We start from the raw sequence: 23,050 nt of genomic DNA on the forward strand, positions 1-23,050 counted from the left end.
ACCTTTACGGGACCCTAATCCAACTTTTTATTCTGTTCCACTCTTCATACAATACATATCATAAACACGTTTCATGGCATTGTAATCACGATGACGACAACGAGACATTAGTTTGCACCACTCTTCAACTTCCATATTTGGAGCGTAACCAGCCATCTCGTGAAACATCTTATATTCCATATGGGCATTGTGCATCATTTTATTTAACATTTTGCACCATTCACAAGCTTTCATTAGTTCACCTCCTTTAAAGAGATAAATATAGCTTTACCTTCTACGTCTACGTCTACGCCTTCTACCTCTTCGGTATCTTCTTCTGTAGTAAGGGGGATACCGCCTTCTGTAGTAATAATAAGGGCGAGAGTAAGCGCTAAAGAGCAATAACAAAGGAAGCCAACCTATAAAACTAGACTTGTATTCTTCTTTTTGATTAATTTGATTCTGAATACTTTGGTATTTGGCCGGAAACTTACCTCCAGAGTATTTTCCAGTTTTAGTATCAAACTTATCAATATTTTGCCCAACCCAATCTAAAAAGTCAGGTGGGAACTTAACTTTTTGGCTTATGATGTCACCCCCTAATTATTAGATTTACAGTTTAGTATATTGTTGCACAGTACAAACTGTGCATAATAGCAAAAGATTTTTTAGGTGGGGGCTCCCCTAAGGGGTCACGGTTTGGATTTGAGTTTCGCTCTACATGGGGTTGGTTTTGACAGGTCAAAACGGGGTGGGTTCACTTTATTATTATGTTTTATAAGGTAATGATTTTATTACGCTACGCTCCATAAAACATATAGTTCACGGTGGAGATTTGCTTTGCAAATGGATAAGTACGTAGCACTTTGCTTACGTGATATAGTATTTCTATTAAATAATGCGTTGCGAAGCGAGCAGCCAAAACCGTGAGCAAAGCGAGCCTAGAGTTGACTTTTCAAGCAAGCTGTGCTACATTATCTTATGCTTGTTAAGTAGACTGAGTAATCGCAGGTACAGTGCTGCAAAGCCGTACTCTGAGGAAAGTCCGGGCTCCATAGGGCAGGATGCTTGATAACGTCAAGTGGGGGTAACCCTAAGGATAGTGCCACAGAAATAAACCGCCAACATAGTTGGTAAGGATGGAACGGTTGAGGTAAGAGCTCACCAGCGATTAGGTGACTAATCGGCTAGGTAAACCCCATCTGGAGCAAGACCTAATAGGAAGAAGATAAGGATAGCCCGTCCAGTTCTTCGGGTTGGTCGCATGAAGTGGCAGGCAACTGTCATTCAAGATAGATGATTACTCACGACAGAACCCGGCTTATAGGTCTACTTTCAAGTAAAAATAACATAAACTTAACATAATAATCTGCCGACCATCTTTGGTCGGATTTTATTTATTATGAGTTTACTGCTTGTACTTTTAAGTTATTGGTTACCATAACAATTGCAGGCCTCTATACTTCGAGAATATTAATTAGCTAAAATACATATTTTTATCGCAATAAGCTTGGTAGAAGTTTATGTTTTGGGTGCCTCAAAATTGGGAATGATAGTAATATACAAATTTTGAGGTGTACTATTTGAATAAGCTACTTAGCAAATTAAAACAACCACAACGGGTATTAAAAATACTATTTATAGTATTAGTGATAACCTTCATGATATCATCGAGGTCAATTATTTTTTATACCCTAAAAGGTGTAACTTGGTCCTTTATTTTGGCTTATTTGTTAGCACCAATTGTTTATGAATTTGAAAAAAGAGAGTGGCCTCGATTTTTAGCTGTGCTAATAATATGGCTGCTTATTGTTATTACAATTCTTATAATAATAGCCCTATTAATACCCATAATATTTAAACAGATAAGCTTAATAACAAATCAATGGGAAATATTTAGTGTAAATTCACAGCTCAGTGTAAAGATAACTAACCTAATACCAGTTTCAATGCAAAATATCTTTATAGAGCAGTGGAGATCTTTGCCTGTCCTTTTCTCACAGTATATAAATCATTTAATGTCGTCTAATATACTAGATGACTTAGCAATAATTGTTGTAATACCAGTATTAAGTTTTTATATGATGTTAGAAAGAGAAAAATGGTACTTAGCATTACAACATTTATTACCCAAACGATGGAGATCAAACGCAAACGTTTTAGGGAGAAGACTAAATATTGTTATTGGTCGTTGGATACGTGGTCAGGTGCTAATTAGTTTTATGGTATTTTTAACAACATTTTTTGGCATATCCATAATAGGAGCAAAATATGCCCTGCTACTTAGTACAATTAATGGGTTATTTAACTTTATTCCTTATTTCGGAGCAATAATTAGCATAGGCTTAGGCACTTTTATAACCTTCTTATCAAATGTAGATTACATCTGGCCAATAATATTTTTGCTTTTAGCTACTCAAATAGTAAAAAGCATGATTTTAACGCCGATAATTATAGGTAGGAGAATAAACCAAAAACCAGCTGCTGTGTTAATAAGCCTGCTAATTGGTTGGCAGTTCATGGGAGTAGCTGGATTTTTAATAGCAGTGCCTGTATTAGTATTGTTAAAAATCTTAATAAGTTTCTTTGCAAGTGTTAAGTTAAAAAGAAAGTACTTAAAATAAATTAGTAATAAAAGGCAGTATATCAGAAGAATAACTCAAAATTACTTGTGATTCTTGATTAGAACTTGTATTATATTATGGTATAAATATAGTTTTTTATATTTATATAAATCAAATTATTGAAAAAAGTTTTTTTTTATGGAGGGAGAAATAGTTGGAAGACCCTGGGAGTAGTATGTTGTCACTATTAGTATTAGTAGTATTATTGGCATTATCAGCTTTGTTTTCTGGTTCAGAAACAGCCTTTTTTGGGCTAAGTCCTTATAGAATAAGAGAACTAAAAGATGGAGGGCATAAAAAGGCTCAGCAAGTAAGCTCTTTGTTAGATAAGCCAAATACTTTACTAACAACATTGTTAGTTGGAAATACTGCAGTAAATATTGCTTTTACTAGTATGTTGACAGTTATTGTATTAAAGATAAGTTCTGGTTGGTTTTCAAATGAAATAGGAAATCTTTTGGCAACTATATTAGTAACAGTAATGTTATTAATATTTGGTGAAGTTACACCAAAGGCATTGGCTGCCCATAAATCTGAGTGGTTTGCTTTTAGTGTTGTATCACCTATACAATGGATTGGCTTAATTCTTAAGCCTATAACATTCTTAGTTGATGGAATTCACAGTTTCGTATTAAAACTATCAGGTAATAAAGATGGTAGCTTTAAAAATTCTATTGTAACAGAGGAGATAATTAAAACAGCTGTTACAATTGGTGAGGAATCGGGTGCAGTAGAAACAGATGAAAAAGATATGATTATTAATATCTTTAAAAGCACAGATACGTTGGTTTCTAAAGTAATGATTCCAAGAAAAGAAATGATTTGTATTGGTGAAGAAGAAACACTAAAAACAGCAGCTAAAATACTCTCAGAAGAAGGCATTTCAAGAATGCCTGTAATATCAAACAAGTCAGATTCAGAATTTGTTTGTGGGGTATTATACGCCAAAGATTTATTGCCTCCACTAAGGCAACAGCTGTATAAAACTCCAGTAGCTCAGTATATGAGAGCTGCCCACTTCTGTAGACCACAGCAAAAAGTAAGTGAGCTATTAAATGAAATGAAAGAGATTAGTAGACATTTATCTATTGTTCGAGAAAGTAATGGCAAAATTGTAGGCTTAGTAACTTTAGAAGACTTACTTGAAGTAATAGTGGGCGATATTATGGATGAACATGATTATGAGGATTTATTAGCAGTTCAATCAGAAGGAGGGCAAGGATAATGACCCCTTCTGTAATAATGAAAATAATTTTATTTGTACTGGCCTTTGCAGCAAGATCATTTTTTGCTGGTTCAGAGATAGCATTTTTATCGGTAGATAGACTTGCTGTGAGAAATAGAGCAAGAAGTGGTCATAAAGATGCAGTACGTTTAGATAAACTTATAGGTGATATGCAGCGGCTAATTAGTATAGTGCTGATAGGCACAAATCTATCAGGAGTACTAACTACTGTTTTAGCAACAAGTATCACATTAGAGTTAGCACTTTTTGGTGATAAAGGAGTAGCTGTAACAACTATAATCATGATATTTTTAGTACTGATTTTTGGTGAAATATTACCCAAAAATTACTGTGGCAGACATGCAACAACCTTATCATTAAAAATTACAAAATATATAGAATGGTGTGGTAAACTATTTGCACCTTTTGTATATGTATTTAATAAACTAAATAAATTATTGTTAGGAAAAGAAATGGAAGAAGACTCATCTGGTTTAAACCTTACTGAGGAATCCATTAAAACAATGGTTACTATTGGTGAAGAAGAGGGCGATGTGTTAGAGGCAGAGCGCGATATGATATATGGAGTGTTTGATAGTAGCGAAACACACCTTAAAGAGATAATGATACCGCGTGTTGATATAGTGGCTGCAGATATTGACGATGGCTTTAATAATATAGTGGATAAAATAATGGAAACAGGATTTTCTCGTATTCCAGTATATGAAGAGACCATAGATAATATCATAGGTTTTGTTAATGCTAAAGATGTACTAGAGGTATTACTAGAGCCTAGCAAAGTAGCTGTTAACCTGCGTGGGCTTTTAAGAGAACCCTATTTTGCTCCCGAAACACGATTAGCAGGAGATTTATTGCACGAGTTAAAGGAGCATGGCATACATGCTGCAATTGTATTAGATGAATACGGTGGAACTGGTGGGTTAGTTACCTTAGAAGATATTTTAGAAGAGATAGTTGGCGAAATTCAAGATGAATACGATGATGATTTGCCAGAGGTAGTTAAACAACAGAATGGAGATGTAACTCTCGATCCGCGAGTAAGTTTAGAGAAAATACAAGAAGACTTAAATATCAGCTTTACTAGTGAAGAGGTAGAAACTTTATCAGGGCTCATATATGAACGTTTAGGTAAAGTACCAGATGAACAAGAAATAATAGTATTTGATGAATTAGGTGTTTCAGTTATTATTTTAGAGGTAGATGGTAATAAAATCGAACGAGTAAAAATAGTTCATAATAAGTAAATAACATCTATATATTAACTTAAGAGAGGCAAACTAACTGTAAAAGGTTGGTTTGCTTTTATGTTTATGGTTAAGTTTTACTAGGTAAACTAAATACAGTAAATATGGGTAACATAACTGAATGTAAAAGCATATTAAAAAGAAGATTAAGTACACATTATATATAATTTATGATAAAATTCATGAAATTATAAAAAATCAATTGTCAAAAACCCGTATATAAAGTATAATATCTCTAATATTATTCGTGTTTTCGTGTATAATACGGTGAATATGCTAATAATTATTCGTTTAAGGGGGAAAAAACATGACTTATAAAGTAAACTTAGAAAACATATTTGAAATAAATGTGTTTAGTGACTCTGTAATGAAGGCTCGGTTACCAAAAAACATCTATAGATCATATCGTCAAACAATAGATAACGGTATTGCTTTAGATTCACATGTAGCTGATGTAATTGCAACAGTAATGAAAGATTGGGCTATTGAAAGAGGAGCTACCCATTACTGTCACTGGTTTCAGCCAATGACAGGGTTAACTGCTCAAAAACATGAAGCCTTTTTAACACCTACCCAAGACGGAATATTAGCACAATTTTCAGGAAAAGAATTAATTAAAGGTGAGCCAGATGCTTCTTCATTTCCTAATGGTGGAATAAGGTCAACATTTGAGGCAAGGGGTTACACAGCGTGGGATTGTACATCTCCTGCATTTGTAAAAGAAGGAATACTTTGTATACCTACAGCTTTTTGCTCATACTATGGTCATGCCTTAGATAAAAAAACACCATTACTGAAGTCGATGGAGTCGTTATCTACAGAGGCAGTAAGAATAGTTAAGCTATTTGGTAATGATAGTGCGAAAAAAGTTATTCCAACAGTAGGGGCAGAGCAAGAGTATTTTTTAGTAGATAAAAAACATTATAATGAAAGACCAGATTTAATTTACACAGGCAGAACATTGTTTGGTGCTATGCCACCTAAAGGTCAAGAGTTAGATGATCACTATTTTGCTACAATAAAAGAGCGAATTCATAACTTTATGTTTGAACTAGATCAAGAGCTATGGAAGCTAGGTGTTGCAGTTAAAACAGAGCATAATGAAGTTGCTTTAGGTCAATTTGAACTAGCTCCTTTATTTAGTACAACTAATGTTGCAACAGATCAAAACCAGTTAGTAATGGATGTATTAGACCGTGTTGCTAATAGACATGATTTAGTATGTTTATTACATGAAAAACCTTTTGCTCGAATGAATGGATCTGGTAAACATGTGAACTGGTCTTTAAGTTGTGATGGAGATAATATTCTAGAGCCAGGAGATAATCCACAAAATAACTTAAGATTCTTATTATTTTTAAGTGCTATAATTAAAGCAGTTGACAAATACCCTGAACTGTTGAGATTTGCTGCTTCTACACCAGGCAATGATTATCGCTTAGGTGCTGCAGAGGCTCCCCCTGCAGTTATATCAATATTTTTAGGACAACATCTAACAGATATATTAGCTAAGTTTGCTTCTGGTGTTGATGTTGACAATACTGAGAAGAATGTACTAAAGTTAGGTGTAACAACAATTCCAGAGTTTGAACACGATACAACAGATAGAAATAGAACCTCACCATTTGCTTTTACAGCCAATAGATTTGAGTTTAGAATGGTTGCATCATCTATGTCTATTGCTGGACCATGTACGGTTCTTAATACAATTGTTTCTGGAATACTTGCTGATTTTGCAGATAGACTCGAGAACTGCCACAATTTAGAGGCAGAAGTAATAAAAATAATTGGTGAAGTTTACAACGAACATGGCAGAGTAATATTCAATGGTGATGGTTACTCTGAAGATTGGAAACTTGAGGCAGAGAGAAGAGGTTTGCCTTGTATCAATTCATTTATAGAATCAGTTCCACATTTAATTGCAGAAAAATCGTTGCAGTTATTTGAAAAAATGAATGTGTTGTCGGCTGATGAACTTGAGTCTCGGTACGAGATACATGTTGAGAATTATATTAAAAAAACCAGAATAGAAGCCCTAACTATGTGTGATTTAACAACACGTTATATCATACCTGCTATTGATGAGTATCTTTTTCAATTAGGAGCAGTGTACCAAAAACTTAGTGATGTGGGAACTCAAAGTTATTTAACTATTCAAAAAAATAAGATAGAGATAATTTGCAAATACTACAGCAAGCTCACAGAAAATTGTGATAGAATTAGTAGCCTATTAAGTGAGTCTACATGTAAAAATGATTATTATGCTGAGGGAGAGTTTTTGCGTTACTCGGTAGTACCAGAAATGGAAAAACTACGTGAAATTGTTGATACACTAGAAAAAATGGTGGACAAAAAAGTATGGCCATGGCCAGGTTACGATGATATTTTATTTGCGTTATAGATATTTATAAACATAGAAGTGAAAGCGAACCCTCGAGGTTCGCTTTTTTTGATGTTTAAATAACTGAGAGGTTGTTTGATATGTTAGCCTGATTGGTAGGGGGAAACCTTGTGTTCGTTCTATCTTGTATTGGTCTGAGTTTGACCTCTGTTACAATCTCATTTAGTTTGTTATAATTATAATTGTTCATTAATAAATAATAAAATACATCCGTATCTATAGAAGGGGTGGCTAAATGTTAACCAGAGATATGCTAACAGGCTCTGAGGCTTTAAAAAACTATTCTGTAGCTGTAGTTGGTCTTGGAGTGAGTAATATACCTGTAATTAGGTTTTTAAATAACTATGGAGCAAAAATAACAGCTTGTGACCGTAAGGAAAGAGAGCAACTAAGTTCTAGTATTATTCAGCTAGAAAAACAAGGTGTGGAGGTAATAAGTGGCTCTAACTACCTAGATGTTTTGTATGATAGAAGATTTGATTTAATAGTGAGATCACCTGGTATAAGGCCAGATATAAAACAGTTTGTTTATGCTGTAAGTAATGGTGCCACGCTTACAAGTGAAATAGAGCTAGTATTTGAATTGTGTAAAGCTCCAATTATAGGGGTAACCGGTAGCGATGGCAAAACAACCTCTACAACATTAGTAGCTCTTATGTTAGAACATAGTGGTTATAGTGTTCATTTAGGCGGAAATATAGGTACACCCCTAATTGAGGAGGTTTTAGATTATCAAGAAAATGATAGAGTAGTATTAGAGTTGAGTAGTTTTCAATTAATGACAATGAAAAAAAGTCCACAATATGCTTTAATTACAAATCTAAGTCCAAATCACTTAGATTACCATAAATCTTATCAAGAATATGTTGATGCTAAAAGTAATATATATTTATGGCAAAAGAATAATCATGCTTTGGTTTTGAATCTTGACAATGCAGAGACTTCTTTAATAGCAAAATTGGTTTCGCAAAGAGTAAAAATGTTTAGTAGACATAAAACTGTAAGTGAGGGTGCCTGTTTAATTGAGAGTGAACTAACGTTAATTGAGAACAGCTGTAAATACCCTATTTGTAAACAAAATGAAGTTAAACTTGTGGGTTTACATAATATTGAAAACATACTAGGGGCTGCAAGTTTGGCATTTTCAGCTGGTGCAACGTTAGAGTCAATACGAAAAGTAGCCATAAGCTTTACTGGTGTAGAGCATCGTATTGAGTATGTTAAGGAACTAAATGGTATAACCTTTTATAATGATAGCATTGCAAGTTCACCTACTCGAGCTATAGCTGGTCTAAATTCATTTACTGATAATATTGTTTTAATAGCAGGTGGTTCCGATAAATATGTTCCTTTTGATAACTTTGGAGAGGTAGTTGCTAATCGAGTAAAATCTTTGGTTCTATTGGGTAAAACTACAGACAAAATTTATACATCTACGGTAAATGCATTAAAGAAACAGAGTAAAGAAATGACTATTAAAAAAACACAATCATTAGAAGAGGCAGTTAAAACCGCCTATAATTTAGCTGAGAGTGGTGATGTTGTATTATTATCACCAGCGTGTGCATCTTTTGATATGTTTAAAAACTTTGTTGAAAGAGGCAATCTATTTAAACAATACGTACAATCATTATAGGTACAATAACTAGCATAATGTGTAAAAAAAATATAAAAAATTTGGGAACATGTGTTGACATTTTAAATATATTTAGCTATAATTAATCTCGCCGCTGTGGCAAGGGCGAATAGCTCAGTTGGGAGAGCACCTGCCTTACAAGCAGGGGGTCACAGGTTCGAGCCCTGTTTCGCCCACCAAATAGTGGAGTCGTGGTCTAGACGGTTTAGGATGCCGGCCTGTCACGCCGGAGGTCGCGGGTTCGAGTCCCGTCGGCTCCGCCAAATAACTTTGTCACACATAATAAGGCGCGGTAGCTCAGTTGGTAGAGCGGGGGACTGAAAATCCCTGTGTCGGCGGTTCGATTCCGCCCTGCGCCACCAAGTAAATATGCGGAAGTAGCTCAGTGGTAGAGCATCGCCTTGCCAAGGCGAGGGTCGCGAGTTCGAATCTCGTCTTCCGCTCCATTTTACGGCGGCATGGCCAAGTGGTAAGGCAGAGGACTGCAAATCCTTTATCCCCAGTTCGAATCTGGGTGCCGCCTCCATAAAAGTAAATAAGCCTGGGTGGCGAAATTGGCAGACGCAAGGGACTTAAAATCCCTCGGTGAGTGATCACCGTGTCGGTTCGAGTCCGACCCCAGGCACCAACTTTTTTAGGAGGACGTAGCTCAGCTGGGAGAGCGCTACCCTGACACGGTAGAGGTCACGTGTTCAAGTCACGTCGTTCTCACCATAAAGTAGGCAAATCTATATACATAGATTTTTTTTTTGGCATTAAATCAGTAAAAAGAATAATATTGTACTAAAAAATAAGCCTGGGTGGCGAAATTGGCAGACGCAAGGGACTTAAAATCCCTCGGTGAGTGATTACCGTGTCGGTTCGAGTCCGACCCCAGGCACCAAAATAAAAATAGTATTAATATACATGGCGCGGTAGCTCAGTTGGTAGAGCGGGGGACTGAAAATCCCTGTGTCGGCGGTTCGATTCCGCCCTGCGCCACCAAGTAATATGCGGAAGTAGCTCAGTGGTAGAGCATCGCCTTGCCAAGGCGAGGGTCGCGAGTTCGAATCTCGTCTTCCGCTCCATTTTAATAAGCCTGGGTGGCGAAATTGGCAGACGCAAGGGACTTAAAATCCCTCGGTAAGTGATTACCGTGTCGGTTCGAGTCCGACCCCAGGCACCAAAAAACTACGTATGAAAATGTGTAGTTTTTTTTAATAAAAAATTTCCATTTTTAAAAAGTAGCTAGCTATGTACACTTTATGAGTTAATTAACATTATAATAAGTATAGATATTCGTATTCGAGACTTAATTACAGAACATGAATATTTATATTGTTCTAAATTTCTTACTAACTAGTTTAAAATATGAACAAAAATTTTAAAAAAAATTAAAGTAAAAAAATGATATATAATGAATATGTTAGCATGAAAATAAGGAATTAATTTTGATTTTTTTTCCTATTATATGCACGTTTTGCCTACTTTTTTTTTATTTTATAATAGAGGGATTTTAAATATTGCATTATATTACTATAACGCCTTATTTTTTATAAGCGTTTTAAGAATATTGTATTTAATCGTCTGGCAATAATACATGTACGTGTAGAAAGGAGTGGGCAGCGTGGATATTGCATATATTGGAACAAGTGCCCCAATTGGTGCTATATGGAAAAGCTTATCGGGAAAGTTACAAAACTACTCTAAAACTAATTACCCTTTAAAAATGGAACAGATGCCGTTACGTGACTTAGAAATGATAAGGTTTAGCTTAGATGATGTCGCTGCCAATTCAGAAGTTCAACAAATAGCTCGTCAATTTATTGCTAGTGCTTTAGCTGATATTATAATTGAACATTTAGAGCCAAGAATTATTTGGCATATAATCAATCAAGATTATGTTCAATATACATCATCTGATAGGGCTAAAATATTTATACTTACACAAAAAAAATTACATAAAAGCTTATCTTCATCAGTAAACGAAAAAGATAATATGCTGAGACGTAATCGAGTTTTATACGCTTTGCTCGAGTATTTTGCAGATAATGATACTCTAATACTAGAGGGCTTTATAAACTTTAGACTAAGACCATATCTTGAACAACTACGTAAATATACAGATAATGCTTTACAAGAGCTTTTACTTAGTAGAGAAAAAGAGGAGTTTACTAAACTTCTTCAATATTTCTACCAACTACAAAGCAATAAAGTGCCGTGTATACACGTAGTATTCCAAAAGGATGGTCAGTTTAAACTTTATGATAAAGATGAAAACTCATTACAAAAATTATGGGATGCAAAAACGCAAAAGCTGAAAAGTGTTGGAATCTCAATGGACGATATGTTATTAAGTGTTTTAATAAAAATGGCACCAAGTAAACTAGTTATTCATAATAAAGGAAATGTAAGTAAAGACTTACTTGAGCTATTAAATAGAATATTTAAAGACAGAATAGTCATATGTAATTCATGTAAATTATGTACTCAAAATTAAAGATCGCTTTTACCAAAAAAGTGTGTTAAAGTATCTATGGAATTTTAACATCATGTAAGAGCGAGGAAAAAAAAGTGACAAAAGACAAAAAAGGATTTCTGGTAATTGCTGTTTCATCTATTGGATTTGGGACCTTAGGAATCTGGAGTAAATTGGGTTATGATGCTGGTTTATCACCGCTTGAGTTATTAACTATGAGATTTACTTTTGCAGCTGTTTTATTGTGGATATATGCTTTAATTAAGCATAGAAATGAAGTAAATATTGGTTTTGTTAATATGGCTAAATTGTTTGTACAAGGTGGAATAGCATATGCTTCTACTTCAATTGCATATTTTTATGCTTTAAAATATTTGCCAGTTTCATTAACAGCTATACTATTTTACTTACATCCTATATACACTTTTTTTATTACAATCGTTATGTTTAAAGAAAAAATATCTTTAAAACGATGGGGAGCATTATTACTTACTTTTGTAGGTATACTATTATTAGTTGGAATTAGCAGTGGCCACTTTGATTATAAAATGATTGGTGTCTACTTAATTATTGTAAGCGGTCTATGTTACTCAATATTTGCAATTACAAATCAAGCCTTTAAAGCGGATTGTGATGGATATATATCAACAGTATATTCAGTAAGCTTTTGTGCTTTAACGTTAAATATTATTACTAGACCAGGAATTAGTTTATGGACATCACTTGATATGTCACAATGGTTAGTTGTTTTGGGTATCGCATTCTTTGGTACTGTTGTGGGCATGTTTGGACTTATAGTAGGTATAAGATTGGTAGGTGCAGCAGCAGCTTCTATTTATAGCTCAATAGAACCTTTATCTGCTTCTATATTTGCATTGTTGTTACTTAAAGAAAATTTAAGTGTAATGCAACTTATTGGCGGCATTATGGTTTTGTTGGGAGTTACAGTAATTAAAATGGAACAGTCAACTAAATCTGTAACAACTCAAAGTGCAGTCGATTAAATTTAAAATCTCGTATAGGTTGACATTGAATATAAGAAAATTTATAATAGTGAGAAATAGACAATAGGTAATGCGAAGGACAGTAGCTATTCAATAAATTATAAAAGAGAGATACAGGTAGCTGAAAATGTATTATAATTTTGTTTAGTGAAGACCACCTTCAAACCTTTTAGCTGAAATCTTTGGAGAATAAGCTAAAACGTTTGCTACGTTACAGCATCGAGTTGCTAAATAAATAAAAAATTTATTTAGAAAAAGAGTGGAACCGCGAATAACTCGTCTCTTTATTTAAGAGACGAGTTTTATAATTTTAAAGGAGGATTTATCGATGAATAAAATAACAATAACCTTAAAAGACGGATCACAAAGAAGCTATGATAAAGGCATAACTGCAATGCAAATTGCTAAAGATATCAGCTCTCGGTTAGCAAAATCTGTAGTTGCAGCAAAAGTAAATGACAAATTAGTTGATAGTAATTTTGAGATACAAAACGACGTATCTTTAGATTTAATTACAATCAATGAAGCTGAAGGACTGGATATATTTCGCCATAGTAGCGCTCATATTATGGCTCAGGCTGTTAAAAACCTTTGGCCTGATGCAAAGCTTGCTATTGGTCCTTCAATAAAAGATGGATTCTATTATGACTTTGATATGGAGCATCGTTTAGTTCCTGATGATTTAGTTAAAATAGAAGCAGAGATGAATAAGCTAATTAAACAAGACTTAAAATTTACAAGACATGAGCTTTCTAGAGAAGAAGCAATGAAGTTGTTTAAAGAAAAAAATGAGCCTTATAAAATTGAGTTAATTAAGGATTTACCAGAAGATGCTATTATAACTTATTATGACCAAGGCGATTTCCTAGATCTATGTGCTGGTCCCCATATTCCTGGAAGTAAAAAAATTAAAGCAATAAAATTAATGAGTATAGCTGGAGCATATTGGAGAGGTGATGAAAAGCGTCCTATGTTGCAGCGTATCTATGGCACTTCTTGGGAGAAAAAAAGCCATTTAGAAGAATATTTACATCGTATAGAAGAGGCAAAAAGAAGAGATCATCGTAAATTAGGTAGGGAGCTAGATTTATTTAGTCTTAATACCGAGTTTGCACCTGGTTTTCCATTTTATCATGGCAAGGGTATGATTGTACGTAACATTTTAGAAGAGTACTGGCGTATCAAGCATGATGAGTATGGTTACGAAGAAATTAGAACACCAGTTATCATGAATCAAGTACTATGGCAGTTGAGTGGTCATTGGGATAACTATAGAGAAAATATGTATACAACTGAAATCGATGATAATATGAGTTGCATAAAACCTATGAACTGCCCAGGCAGTATGTTAGTTTACAAAACAAAGATGCATAGTTATCGTGATTTACCATTAAGAATGTGTGAGTTAGGCTTAGTGCATAGACATGAATTATCGGGTGCTTTACATGGTTTAATGCGTGTACGTGCTTTTACTCAAGACGATGCCCATGTTTTTATGTTACCTAGTCAAATTGAGCAAGAAGTAGATAGTGTTATTAGCTTAGTGGATGATATCTATAAGGTATTTGGATTTGATTATCATGTAGAGCTTAGTACCAAACCTGAAAAAGCAATAGGTAGTGATGAGGATTGGGAATTTGCCACAGATTCATTAAGGAACGTTTTAGAAAAAAGAAACATGAACTATATAGTTAATGAAGGAGATGGAGCATTTTATGGTCCTAAAATCGATTTTCATTTAACAGATTCATTAGGCAGAACATGGCAGTGCGCTACAATTCAACTCGATATGCAAATGCCTGAGAGATTTGAGTTAGAGTATGTTGGTGAAGATGGCCAAAAACATAGACCTGTAACTATTCACAGAACAGTTTTAGGTAGCTTTGAGAGATTTTTTGGGGTTTTAATAGAGCACTATGCAGGAGCATTTCCAGTTTGGTTAGCTCCAGTTCAAGTACAAGTTATACCAATTACAGATAGACATGCTCAGTATGCTTTAGAGGTAGCTAACAAAATAAAAGAAACTAAAATAAGAGTAGAGGTAGATACACGTAAAGAAAAAGTTGGCTTTAAAATTAGAGAAGCACAGCTTCAAAAAATACCTTATATGATTATTATTGGAGACAAAGAGGTTGAAAATAACAATGTAGCTATTAGACAAAGATCTGAGGGTGACGTAGGTAGCATGGAATTAAATAATTTCATTGACTTGGTATTAGAAGAAATAAAAAATAAGAAGATAAATTAATTCCAATAAAACATTAAATTACATTTAATTACTATGCAATATCTTCGAGAATGAGTAGATACTATTACCGTACTGATCTTGGAGGTATTTATGAAAAAAAGTAATGTGCGTTGGTTGCTTGAGAATAGACCTATTGAAAACAATTATACAGCAGCATGGGCAGGTATTAATAGTCAGATAAAGGGCTCTAAAGTAGCTGTTCCAAGTTTGCAAGATGTAATTGATGCTAAAGAATGGGTTGATTCAAACCACAAATAAATAAGGGCTGCTTAGGCAGCCCTTATTTATTTGTGGAAAAAATTAAAGTTTTTTTATTCACCTAAAACGTCAAATTACGACAATAAAATAATGAGTTAAATGGTAATATGTAGATGAAGATGCTTAATTATATTATTGAGCAATTCATTAATTTAATTTAATTTAAGGAGGGATTAACAGTATGAAGTTTTTATTAGAGCCTAATAGTAGGGGCACATATTATTTTATAGATCATTCTAAAATATGTGGTGTTCACACAGATAAATGTCCTTATTGGCAAACGGCGTGTTAATATAATATTTTACAACATAGTGATCAATAAAAATTTAAAATATACGTAAATTACTTAATATAATATAAAGCAGAGTAGATCGTATTTAAACTCTGCTTTTTCTTTTTTTAAATCACTATAATTGCTTATGTAATTAAAAACAGAATTTATAATGTTACAAACTAACAAAGGAATCAACAAATATCGACACGTAATATACTTTAATAATGTTAATATATACCTGTAATTACAAATTACAAAAAATAGGTTAAATAAAACTTATAAGATTATATTAAGGAGGTGAATTAAATGACATATTTAGTAGATCCAAGCAAAAAAAATGCAGATATTAACTATGATACTAAAGTTAAACTCTCAGATATTTGTATTGTTTTTGATCGTGTGTGTAAAGTAGTTGCATGCTAAGCTAAATAAAAAAATATTTTTTACTTTAATAAGTAAAAATGTTATAAGAAATTTTATAAAAAGGAGGTAAATCATATGGTATTTTTAATGGATCCTGGTAAAGCTACAGGAAGAAACACTCTTGATACTGATTTGTCAAAAGTTTGTGGAGTTCACACTAATCGTTGTCCTTATTATATTACCCTATGTTAGTCAGCTATTAAAAACGGGTGAATAGTACCCAAATTGCTCATTTTAATAACGATGTAAAGATACCTACTTAAATTGTAGGTGTCTTTTGTTTTTATAGTAAGGTAAATATTTTTAAATTAAATAATAAAAATACTTACGGGTTAGGGGTAAGATATGAGTAAAAGTAAAGCAAAGTAGCGCTTGACAGCAGATTTCTAAGATATATAATTAAACAAATTGGGAGATAGCTAGTAAAGAGCAAGTATAATTATATTGTATAGGTAAGAGGAGAATTGCAGTGAGAAAAGTTTTGTTAGTAATATCTATAAGTATATTGCTTTTATGCTATGTACTTACTAAAGGTGAATCAACTAGCAATAATTATTTTTTTAGTAATGATGTGGAGCAAGTTAATTATCAAGGTAAATTTTTATTTGCAAGTTACAATGAACAAGATATTATTTTGTTTGTGAATGAAGTTGTAAAACATAAAGAAGGAATATTGTATCAACTAAAATTAAATACTGATGAGGTACTAAACGAAGAAAGACTAATAATAGGTTATTTTTACATAACAAAAGACTGTATTTATAAAATAAATCCTACAGAGGAAAATTTAAATCAAGTTAATAAAAAAGCAGAAATACCTGCTGATAGTGTTATAGTTTGTCAGGAAACAGCAGTAAAAGATTCAGTTGCAGAAACAGAAAAAGGTTTTCACAGTTATATAACTGTAAATGATAATAAATGTGTATATCATAGTTATAATAATGGTACTGAAACAGGTTATTATGAGACTTTTGTTTGGGAAAAGAATAAAGGTTTAGTTCATTACAAAAGTGGTTATGGTGCGGAGTTAAATTCAATAGAATTAAATATTATAGAATAGGTTTAGTAAGATTTTTTTGTAGACACATCATAAATAATATTGACTATTGTATTGACATAGATTAAACTTTATGGTAACATTCTTATGTTATATGAGAGCAAGTAGAGGCCACCGCTTCTCACCTTATGAGAGTATTATGAGGTTATTAATAATTAAATCCGTATTTTAATTAATAATTACAGGTGGCGTTGCTACCTGTTTTTTATTTTAGGAGGTGTAAACTATCAGTCGAGAACTGGAAATTAATAATCAAATTAAAGCCCGAGAGTTAAGAGTTATTGATAGCGATGGAGCTCAACTTGGGGTGATATCTTTTGACGAGGCTATGAAAATTGCCACTGAACAAAGATTAGATTTAGTTATGGTGTCACCACAAGCAAGTCCACCTGTTTGCAAAATATTAAATTACGGTAAATATAAATATGAGCAAAGCAAGCGTGAACGTGAAGCAAGAAAAAAACAACATATTGTGAATTTAAAAGAAATTCGATTATCTCCAACTATTGAAGAAAATGACTTAATGACAAAAGCTCGAGCAGCAAATAAATTTTTAGAAGCTGGCAACAAGGTAAAATTAACAGTTCGATTTAGAGGTAGACAGATTGTTCATAGTGAACTTGGTAAAAAAGTACTTATTAAATTAGGTAATCAATTACAAGAATTTGGTAAACCTGATTCAAAGATTAAAATGGAAGGGCGTAACATGACAGTTGTTTACAGCCCATTACTCAAAAAATAGAGGGAGGCCAATAGCTTATGCCTAAGATGAAAACTAAGCGTGGTGCAGCCAAGAGAATGAAAGTTACCGCTGGTAAAAAAATTAAGAGACATAAAGCATATTCAAATCACCGAGCTATGCGTAAAGGTTTACGCCAGCGTAAAGATTTACAAAAAGGTACTTATGTACACGAGAGTAATGTAAAAACAGTAAAAAAATTATTACCTTATCAATTTTAGGTTGACGCAGGGAGGATTATAATATGGCACGAGTACGCAAGAGCGTTAAATCAAGACAACGTAGACGTAAAATACTAAAAGCTGCTAAAGGCTTTAGAGGTGCACGCAGTCGTCACCTAAGAATGGCTAAACAAGCTGTAACACGAGCATTAACTAATTCTTATCGTGACCGTCGTCGTAGGGCAAGAGATTTCCGTAAGTTATGGATTACAAGAATTAATGCTGGTGCAAGAATGAATGATATCACATACAATCGTTTAATGCATGGATTAAAGCTAGCCAATGTTGATATTAATAGAAAACAATTAGCTGAATTAGCAGTTAATGATAAAGCAGCTTTTACTCAATTAGTAAATGTAGCTAAAGAAGCTTTACAATAAATATAAGGGTAAGTCTTCGTTCCACGAAGGATTGCATAATTGCATCGATATCTTTATCATGCGAATAAATCTCCCAAAAGACAATACAGTGGTATGTCTTTTGGGAGATTTTTCTTATTCCTAATTAATGAAATTCTATGAGCTACCACATAATGTTTCATTACGTCAACCATCTAATTCTAAAATTTTATCGTGTGGTGAGGATGCATCTAAACACATATAATCCCAAGATATGTTCATTGCTAGACAGCAGTTATAAATATACAAGAAAATCTGTTGTCAATCAACCATTAAGAAAAGTATGAAAGTACTTATTGAAATCAGCAAACATATACTAAATGAAATGTTAACAGATTTGCTAATAACATAGTTTTATTATATTATTACTAATTAATGAGATATAGCGTCGCTATGTCCTATTATTCTAAGATATACTACATATTGAACTAAAAAATAAATAATAATAATCAATCAATAGTTGTATTACGATGTTTAGTATATCTTTTTGCTACTATAGTATTCTGATGGCTTTAATTCTATGATTGTAAGTTATTGAATTAACTACATACAAAAAAAATAGCCAATAAACCTTAAGATACAGTTTTTCAAAACTGGTAAAATAAATATCATTTCTACTAACTAACTACAAATTTATAATTCTCTACAAATATAATAAAATCTATCAGCAAGATGTCCACACAATTCAAGAATAGCCGTCTGGCATCCGAATGCGATTGAAATGAGGTAACTGATGTACAAAAAAATGCGCATGGCTATGCGATATATGAAACCATTTACGCTGCAAATTATCGGATTGTTCTTGATACTCATTGTTAGTGTCAGCTTAAAGTTTATGCTTCCCAGACTTGCTGGTTCTTATTTAGATGGACTTAACAGTGGTCAGATTACACTTGCAATTCCTATATTTTATATTCTTTTTACTATAATTAGAGAATTTCTTAATGTTGTCAATACTTTTATAAGTGAAACGATTGGTTGGCATGCATCAAACAGGATGAGACTAGTTTTATTCAGGCACACTGTTTCACTTGATATGGATTATCACAAAAAGAATCTAAGTGGGGAGATTATAGAACGCATTGATGGTGATGTGAGCTTTCTTGCCAATTTCTTCTCCACTTTTTTTATTAACCTTATAGGAAGTTTACTGATGATAGGTGGTATATTAGTCTATTTCTATTTTTACAGCATAGAGCTAGGAATACTTTTTACGATAATACTAACTGGAATTATGCTGATCTTTTATCTGCCAAGAAAAAAAATAACTTCCCTATATATGCAGATGCGTGAGGCGGAAACCACCCAATTTGGCTACATAGAAGAACATATAAGGGGAGAAGAAGACATAAGGGGTATTGGCAAACAGGAATATACTCGCCACTTATTGTCGCGTATACTAGACAAAACTCACAAAATTACAGTTAAGGCACGCTTTATAGGAAATATACCTTTTACCGGTTTATTTACATTGCTTAACATAGGCGATGTGCTATCCATTGCAATTGGGGTAGTGCTTTATCTTAGCAATGATATTTCTATTGGAACAATTTATACTTTCATCAGCTATGTTGGATTATTGAGTACCCCAATCTGGATTCTCAGAGTAGAAATTGATCATATGCAAAAAATAATGGCGGCAATGAACCGAATTTACTCCCTGCTCGATATCAAGTCCTCAATTAGTTCTGGTAAGTTAAACCTTTTAAAAAATAGCCCTGTATCAGTGGACCTTGAGAATGTGTCGTTTTCGTATGTGAAAAATCAGACCGTGCTAAAAAATATTAATTTACACATTGAAAAAGGAAAGGCTGTTGGGGTGGTTGGAAAAACAGGCAGTGGCAAAACCACACTGATGAACCTGTTAGCCAAACTGTGCCAAACTGAGCAAGGAGCAATCAAAATTAATGGTGTGGATATCCGAGAGTATAACCTAGATACCTATTACCAAAGTGTATCATTTATAGGGCAAAGTGCGAGCATTATTAGTGGAACCCTAAGGGAAAACCTAACCTATGGAATGCCGCTAACACAAGATAGCGATATTATCAAGTCTCTTTACCTTTTTGGAATGGATCACTGGTATAAAACATTGAAAGATGGACTAGACACAGTAATTAACGTAAATAGCATTTCTGCAGGAGAGGCTCAGCTTATAGCGTTGGCAAGGCTTTCTTTACAAAAACCTTCTCTTATACTACTTGACGAGATTACTTCTTACGTAGATCCCAAGACAGAAAAAATGATTCAGTCTGCTATTAAAGCAATGATAAAGGAGAGAACAATCATTATCAACGCCCACAGAATTACCACACTGGAGATTGTTGATGAAGTGGTTGCTCTAAGGAATGGCACCCTAGTAGGTCACGATTCGCGCAGTGGTTTTACAGACGAGATGCTCAAGGAGTTGATTACCGATGCTTAAATACTGCTGGTCTGTTATTAAAAAAAATGGCGGGATGTACTTTTTAGCTCTGTTCATTGAACTGGTGTTTTACGGGGGAAGTTTATTATGCAGTGGATTGATTCGCAGGGACCTTTTTTATGCACTTGAAAACAAGGAAACACTTTTTGGTTTCTCTATTACACTCATGCTAATACTTATAGGTATGCTTCCAATTCTCGTAAATTTAGGGAAGCAGGTCAATGAATATTTAATCACCTCTTCAGTAACACGTTTTGGAAATACGATGAAGCAAGATCTTTATAGAAAATCAATAGAATTAAAAATAGCACGCAAAGGAAGAATTGGATCTACTGAGTGTATTAACTACTACCGTGGTGATGTCAGTATCTTAACAAAGTTTATTGAGCAATTTATTGATTTGATACCAAAAGTCATCATGTCAGTTGCTGCATTGTTTATTTTAGTAAACATAAACGCGCTTTTTACTGTTATCAGCCTTATTCCCATTATTGTTATTGTTGGTCTTTCCAAGCTTTTACAAAACAAGATTACAAACTACAGAAACAATGCAAGATTGGCAACGGGGTCCACAGTTGAATATATAGGCAATGTATTTAATAATATTGAAAGCTTCAAAGTAATGCCTGTAAAAGAAATGATGTATAAAAAATATAAAGATGTATGTAGCAAGCGCAAAACTGATCAAACGAAGGACAAGTTGTTAGGGGCAATGTTAAGAGCTGTATCAATAGGAATGATGGATATAGTTTTGGGTGTTATTTTACTATTGATTGGATTGCGTTTTTTCAGTGAGTCTTTTTCAATTGGGGATTTTACTATCTTTCAATCTTATTTTTATTTTCTAACCATGCTCCCAGGTATAATTGGGAACCTTTTTAAAAGCTACATTCAAGCTGGTATTTCATACAGGCGTTTGGAAAATGTAGCAGGAGGCCAGTTAGCGTCTAAAATAATAGATAAAAGGAAAGGTATCAAAAAGGTATTGTGTAACGGATATCAGGTAACAGTAAGGTATGAAACGGATACTGTGGTAAAGGATATAAGATTTCCAATCAAGCCAAGTGAATTAGTGGTAATCAGCGGAAAAACAGGATCAGGCAAAACGACCATTATTAGAGGTTTGGCAGGAGAATGGAATGAGAAAGTACAAGTTTCCTTTACAAAAGCACAGAATACGGTCAAAGATAGTTACCTGATACCTCCAGTTGCCTGTTATGTACCTCAGAAAAATTATCTCTTTAGTGATACGCTGATAAATAACATTTGCATGGGTAAAAAAGAGAATATTTCCTTAATCCATAAAATTCTCTATCAAGTGGATTTTGAAAATGATTTAAAAACACTTGAAAAGGGTCTTTATACGCTAGTTGGTAACAATGGAGCCAAACTATCTGGGGGGCAAAGAAAAAGGATAGCCTTAGCAAGAGCCTTATATGCTAATCCAGCAGTTCTCTTACTTGATGATTTTACAGCAGGGTTGGATGTAAATACCAGAGATCAGATCATAGATAGACTAGTATTATCTAAGCAGTATATCATTATTGCGTCTTCTAATGAAGAAGAGATAATACAGAAAGCGAATGTGCATATCGACTTGGATAAAGGGGTTATTTGATCTGAGTAAGCCATACATGAATTTGAATCAGCAAGTAAAGCAAAATACAAAAGTCTAGGTGTACTCACTTTAGTTCGTAGTGAGTAACCAGGCTTGACCTTGTTACAATTAAAACTTGAGAACCTTTATAATAAGGGATCTGTTAATACTAGTAATTAATAACATACTACGTTATAATGAATAAATATCTATTTTAATGAGGATTAAAGATGATAAATATAAGAGATGCAACTGAGCAAGATATAGTTGGTATGGCAGAAGTACATAAAAAAACTTGACAAACTACCTATGCAGGTATTTTACATAAAGATTTTCTGGATAATTTATCAGTTAAAAACTCCATTAAGGGGATTAGCAAAACAGTAAGCAATAAATATGTTATCTCAATTGTTGCTGAATATAAAGCTAAAATTATTGGTTTTGCCTGTGCAGGTAGCAATAGAAATCCTAAGTATTGTCAGTTTGAAGGTGAGTTGTTTGGTATATATTCTTCGAGAACATGCCCGACATGGCTTAGGTAAAAGAATGTTTAAAAAAATAGTTAAAAGCTTACAAGAACAGGGTAAAGACAGTATAATTATTTGGATGTTAAAGGGTAATAGTGCAGAATACTTTTACAAAAAAATGTCCACAGTAAAAGTTGGAGAAGAAGTAAAAATTATTGGTGGTAAAGAGTATCCAATAATTGCTTATGGAATGAAAGATACTAAAAAATTTTTGACTGCTAAATTAGCAATGTATATAATACATTTAATGGGATAAAGGTGGTGCAATAAATGACTGATGCGAATCAAAGT

At 33.5% G+C, this 23,050-nt stretch carries 17 protein-coding genes, 11 tRNA genes, 1 other RNA gene and 2 other annotated features; of the genes, 28 read left to right on the forward strand and 1 reads right to left on the reverse strand.

What is annotated here, in order from left to right:
* Nucleotides 1–27 precede the first annotated feature (27 nt).
* Complete coding sequence (locus IMX26_RS01855; RefSeq protein WP_195160023.1) at nt 28–234, reverse strand: hypothetical protein; 207 nt, start codon at nt 232–234, stop codon at nt 28–30.
* Between the two features lie 734 nt (nt 235–968).
* Between IMX26_RS01855 and rnpB the strand changes: the two genes are divergently transcribed.
* The 28 genes from rnpB (at nt 969) to IMX26_RS01995 (ending at nt 23,015) form a co-directional block, all read left to right on the forward strand.
* An RNA gene (gene rnpB, locus IMX26_RS01860) (RNase P RNA component class A) lies at nt 969–1,319 on the forward strand.
* Nucleotides 1,320–1,562: 243 nt separating this feature from the next.
* Nucleotides 1,563–2,603: an AI-2E family transporter gene (locus tag IMX26_RS01865; RefSeq protein ID WP_195160024.1), complete on the forward strand. Its 1,041-nt coding sequence runs from the start codon at nt 1,563–1,565 to the stop codon at nt 2,601–2,603.
* Nucleotides 2,604–2,757: 154 nt separating this feature from the next.
* Nucleotides 2,758–3,828, forward strand: coding sequence for a hemolysin family protein (locus IMX26_RS01870; RefSeq protein ID WP_195160025.1), 1,071 nt, complete (start codon nt 2,758–2,760; stop codon nt 3,826–3,828).
* A complete protein-coding gene (locus tag IMX26_RS01875; protein WP_195160026.1) occupies nt 3,828–5,093 on the forward strand; it encodes a hemolysin family protein in 1,266 nt (421 codons plus the stop codon). The genes IMX26_RS01870 and IMX26_RS01875 overlap by 1 nt, the downstream gene beginning before the upstream one ends.
* A gap of 307 nt (nt 5,094–5,400) precedes the next feature.
* Nucleotides 5,401–7,494, forward strand: a complete 2,094-nt coding sequence (locus IMX26_RS01880; RefSeq protein WP_195160027.1) for a glutamine synthetase III — start codon at nt 5,401–5,403, stop codon at nt 7,492–7,494.
* Nucleotides 7,495–7,729: 235 nt separating this feature from the next.
* A complete protein-coding gene (murD, locus tag IMX26_RS01885; protein ID WP_243259297.1) occupies nt 7,730–9,130 on the forward strand; it encodes a UDP-N-acetylmuramoyl-L-alanine--D-glutamate ligase in 1,401 nt (466 codons plus the stop codon).
* 103 nt (nt 9,131–9,233) lie between these two features.
* A tRNA-Val gene (locus IMX26_RS01890) sits at nt 9,234–9,309 on the forward strand.
* Between the two features lie 6 nt (nt 9,310–9,315).
* Nucleotides 9,316–9,393: transfer RNA gene (locus IMX26_RS01895), tRNA-Asp, on the forward strand.
* A 23-nt stretch (nt 9,394–9,416) separates the two neighbouring features.
* A tRNA-Phe gene (locus tag IMX26_RS01900) sits at nt 9,417–9,492 on the forward strand.
* 9 nt (nt 9,493–9,501) lie between these two features.
* Nucleotides 9,502–9,576 (forward strand) — tRNA-Gly (locus IMX26_RS01905).
* 6 nt (nt 9,577–9,582) lie between these two features.
* Nucleotides 9,583–9,656: transfer RNA gene (locus tag IMX26_RS01910), tRNA-Cys, on the forward strand.
* 13 nt (nt 9,657–9,669) lie between these two features.
* Nucleotides 9,670–9,758: transfer RNA gene (locus tag IMX26_RS01915), tRNA-Leu, on the forward strand.
* 10 nt (nt 9,759–9,768) lie between these two features.
* Nucleotides 9,769–9,844 (forward strand) — tRNA-Val (locus tag IMX26_RS01920).
* Nucleotides 9,845–9,924: 80 nt separating this feature from the next.
* Nucleotides 9,925–10,013: transfer RNA gene (locus IMX26_RS01925), tRNA-Leu, on the forward strand.
* A 25-nt stretch (nt 10,014–10,038) separates the two neighbouring features.
* Nucleotides 10,039–10,114 (forward strand) — tRNA-Phe (locus IMX26_RS01930).
* Between the two features lie 8 nt (nt 10,115–10,122).
* Nucleotides 10,123–10,197, forward strand: a tRNA-Gly gene (locus tag IMX26_RS01935).
* Nucleotides 10,198–10,206: 9 nt separating this feature from the next.
* Nucleotides 10,207–10,295 (forward strand) — tRNA-Leu (locus tag IMX26_RS01940).
* 441 nt (nt 10,296–10,736) lie between these two features.
* On the forward strand, nt 10,737–11,609 hold the full coding sequence (locus IMX26_RS01945) for a putative sporulation protein YtxC (RefSeq protein WP_195160028.1): 873 nt from the start codon (nt 10,737–10,739) through the stop codon (nt 11,607–11,609).
* A gap of 74 nt (nt 11,610–11,683) precedes the next feature.
* Nucleotides 11,684–12,592 carry an EamA family transporter gene (locus IMX26_RS01950; protein ID WP_195160029.1) on the forward strand — a complete coding sequence of 303 codons (909 nt, stop codon included), beginning with the start codon at nt 11,684–11,686 and terminating at the stop codon, nt 12,590–12,592.
* Between the two features lie 61 nt (nt 12,593–12,653).
* Nucleotides 12,654–12,879, forward strand: a binding site (T-box leader).
* 41 nt (nt 12,880–12,920) lie between these two features.
* Nucleotides 12,921–14,840, forward strand: coding sequence for a threonine--tRNA ligase (thrS, locus tag IMX26_RS01955; RefSeq protein WP_195160030.1), 1,920 nt, complete (start codon nt 12,921–12,923; stop codon nt 14,838–14,840).
* A gap of 90 nt (nt 14,841–14,930) precedes the next feature.
* Nucleotides 14,931–15,098 carry a DUF3787 domain-containing protein gene (locus tag IMX26_RS01960; protein ID WP_195160031.1) on the forward strand — a complete coding sequence of 56 codons (168 nt, stop codon included), beginning with the start codon at nt 14,931–14,933 and terminating at the stop codon, nt 15,096–15,098.
* Between the two features lie 1,166 nt (nt 15,099–16,264).
* Nucleotides 16,265–16,855 (forward strand): hypothetical protein, encoded by a 591-nt coding sequence (locus IMX26_RS01965; RefSeq protein WP_207729305.1) that lies wholly within the window; start codon nt 16,265–16,267, stop codon nt 16,853–16,855.
* A 93-nt stretch (nt 16,856–16,948) separates the two neighbouring features.
* Nucleotides 16,949–17,068, forward strand: a sequence feature (ribosomal protein L20 leader region).
* Between the two features lie 28 nt (nt 17,069–17,096).
* On the forward strand, nt 17,097–17,594 hold the full coding sequence (gene infC / locus IMX26_RS01970; RefSeq protein WP_347707906.1) for a translation initiation factor IF-3: 498 nt from the start codon (nt 17,097–17,099) through the stop codon (nt 17,592–17,594).
* 17 nt (nt 17,595–17,611) lie between these two features.
* Nucleotides 17,612–17,812, forward strand: coding sequence for a 50S ribosomal protein L35 (gene rpmI, locus IMX26_RS01975; protein WP_195160032.1), 201 nt, complete (start codon nt 17,612–17,614; stop codon nt 17,810–17,812).
* 23 nt (nt 17,813–17,835) lie between these two features.
* Entirely contained in the window at nt 17,836–18,192 is a 357-nt protein-coding gene (gene rplT, locus IMX26_RS01980) for a 50S ribosomal protein L20 (RefSeq protein ID WP_195160033.1), read from the forward strand.
* 751 nt (nt 18,193–18,943) lie between these two features.
* Complete coding sequence (locus IMX26_RS01985) at nt 18,944–20,635, forward strand: ABC transporter ATP-binding protein (RefSeq protein ID WP_195160034.1); 1,692 nt, start codon at nt 18,944–18,946, stop codon at nt 20,633–20,635.
* On the forward strand, nt 20,628–22,253 hold the full coding sequence (locus IMX26_RS01990) for an ABC transporter ATP-binding protein (protein ID WP_195160035.1): 1,626 nt from the start codon (nt 20,628–20,630) through the stop codon (nt 22,251–22,253). Before IMX26_RS01985 ends, IMX26_RS01990 begins: the two co-directional genes overlap by 8 nt.
* 477 nt (nt 22,254–22,730) lie before the next feature.
* A complete protein-coding gene (locus tag IMX26_RS01995; protein ID WP_207729306.1) occupies nt 22,731–23,015 on the forward strand; it encodes a GNAT family N-acetyltransferase in 285 nt (94 codons plus the stop codon).
* The last annotated feature ends 35 nt before the right edge of the window (nt 23,016–23,050 follow it).

It is taken from the genome of Clostridium sp. 'deep sea', from assembly GCF_014931565.1.
Lineage (GTDB): Bacteria > Bacillota > UBA994 > PWPR01 > PWPR01.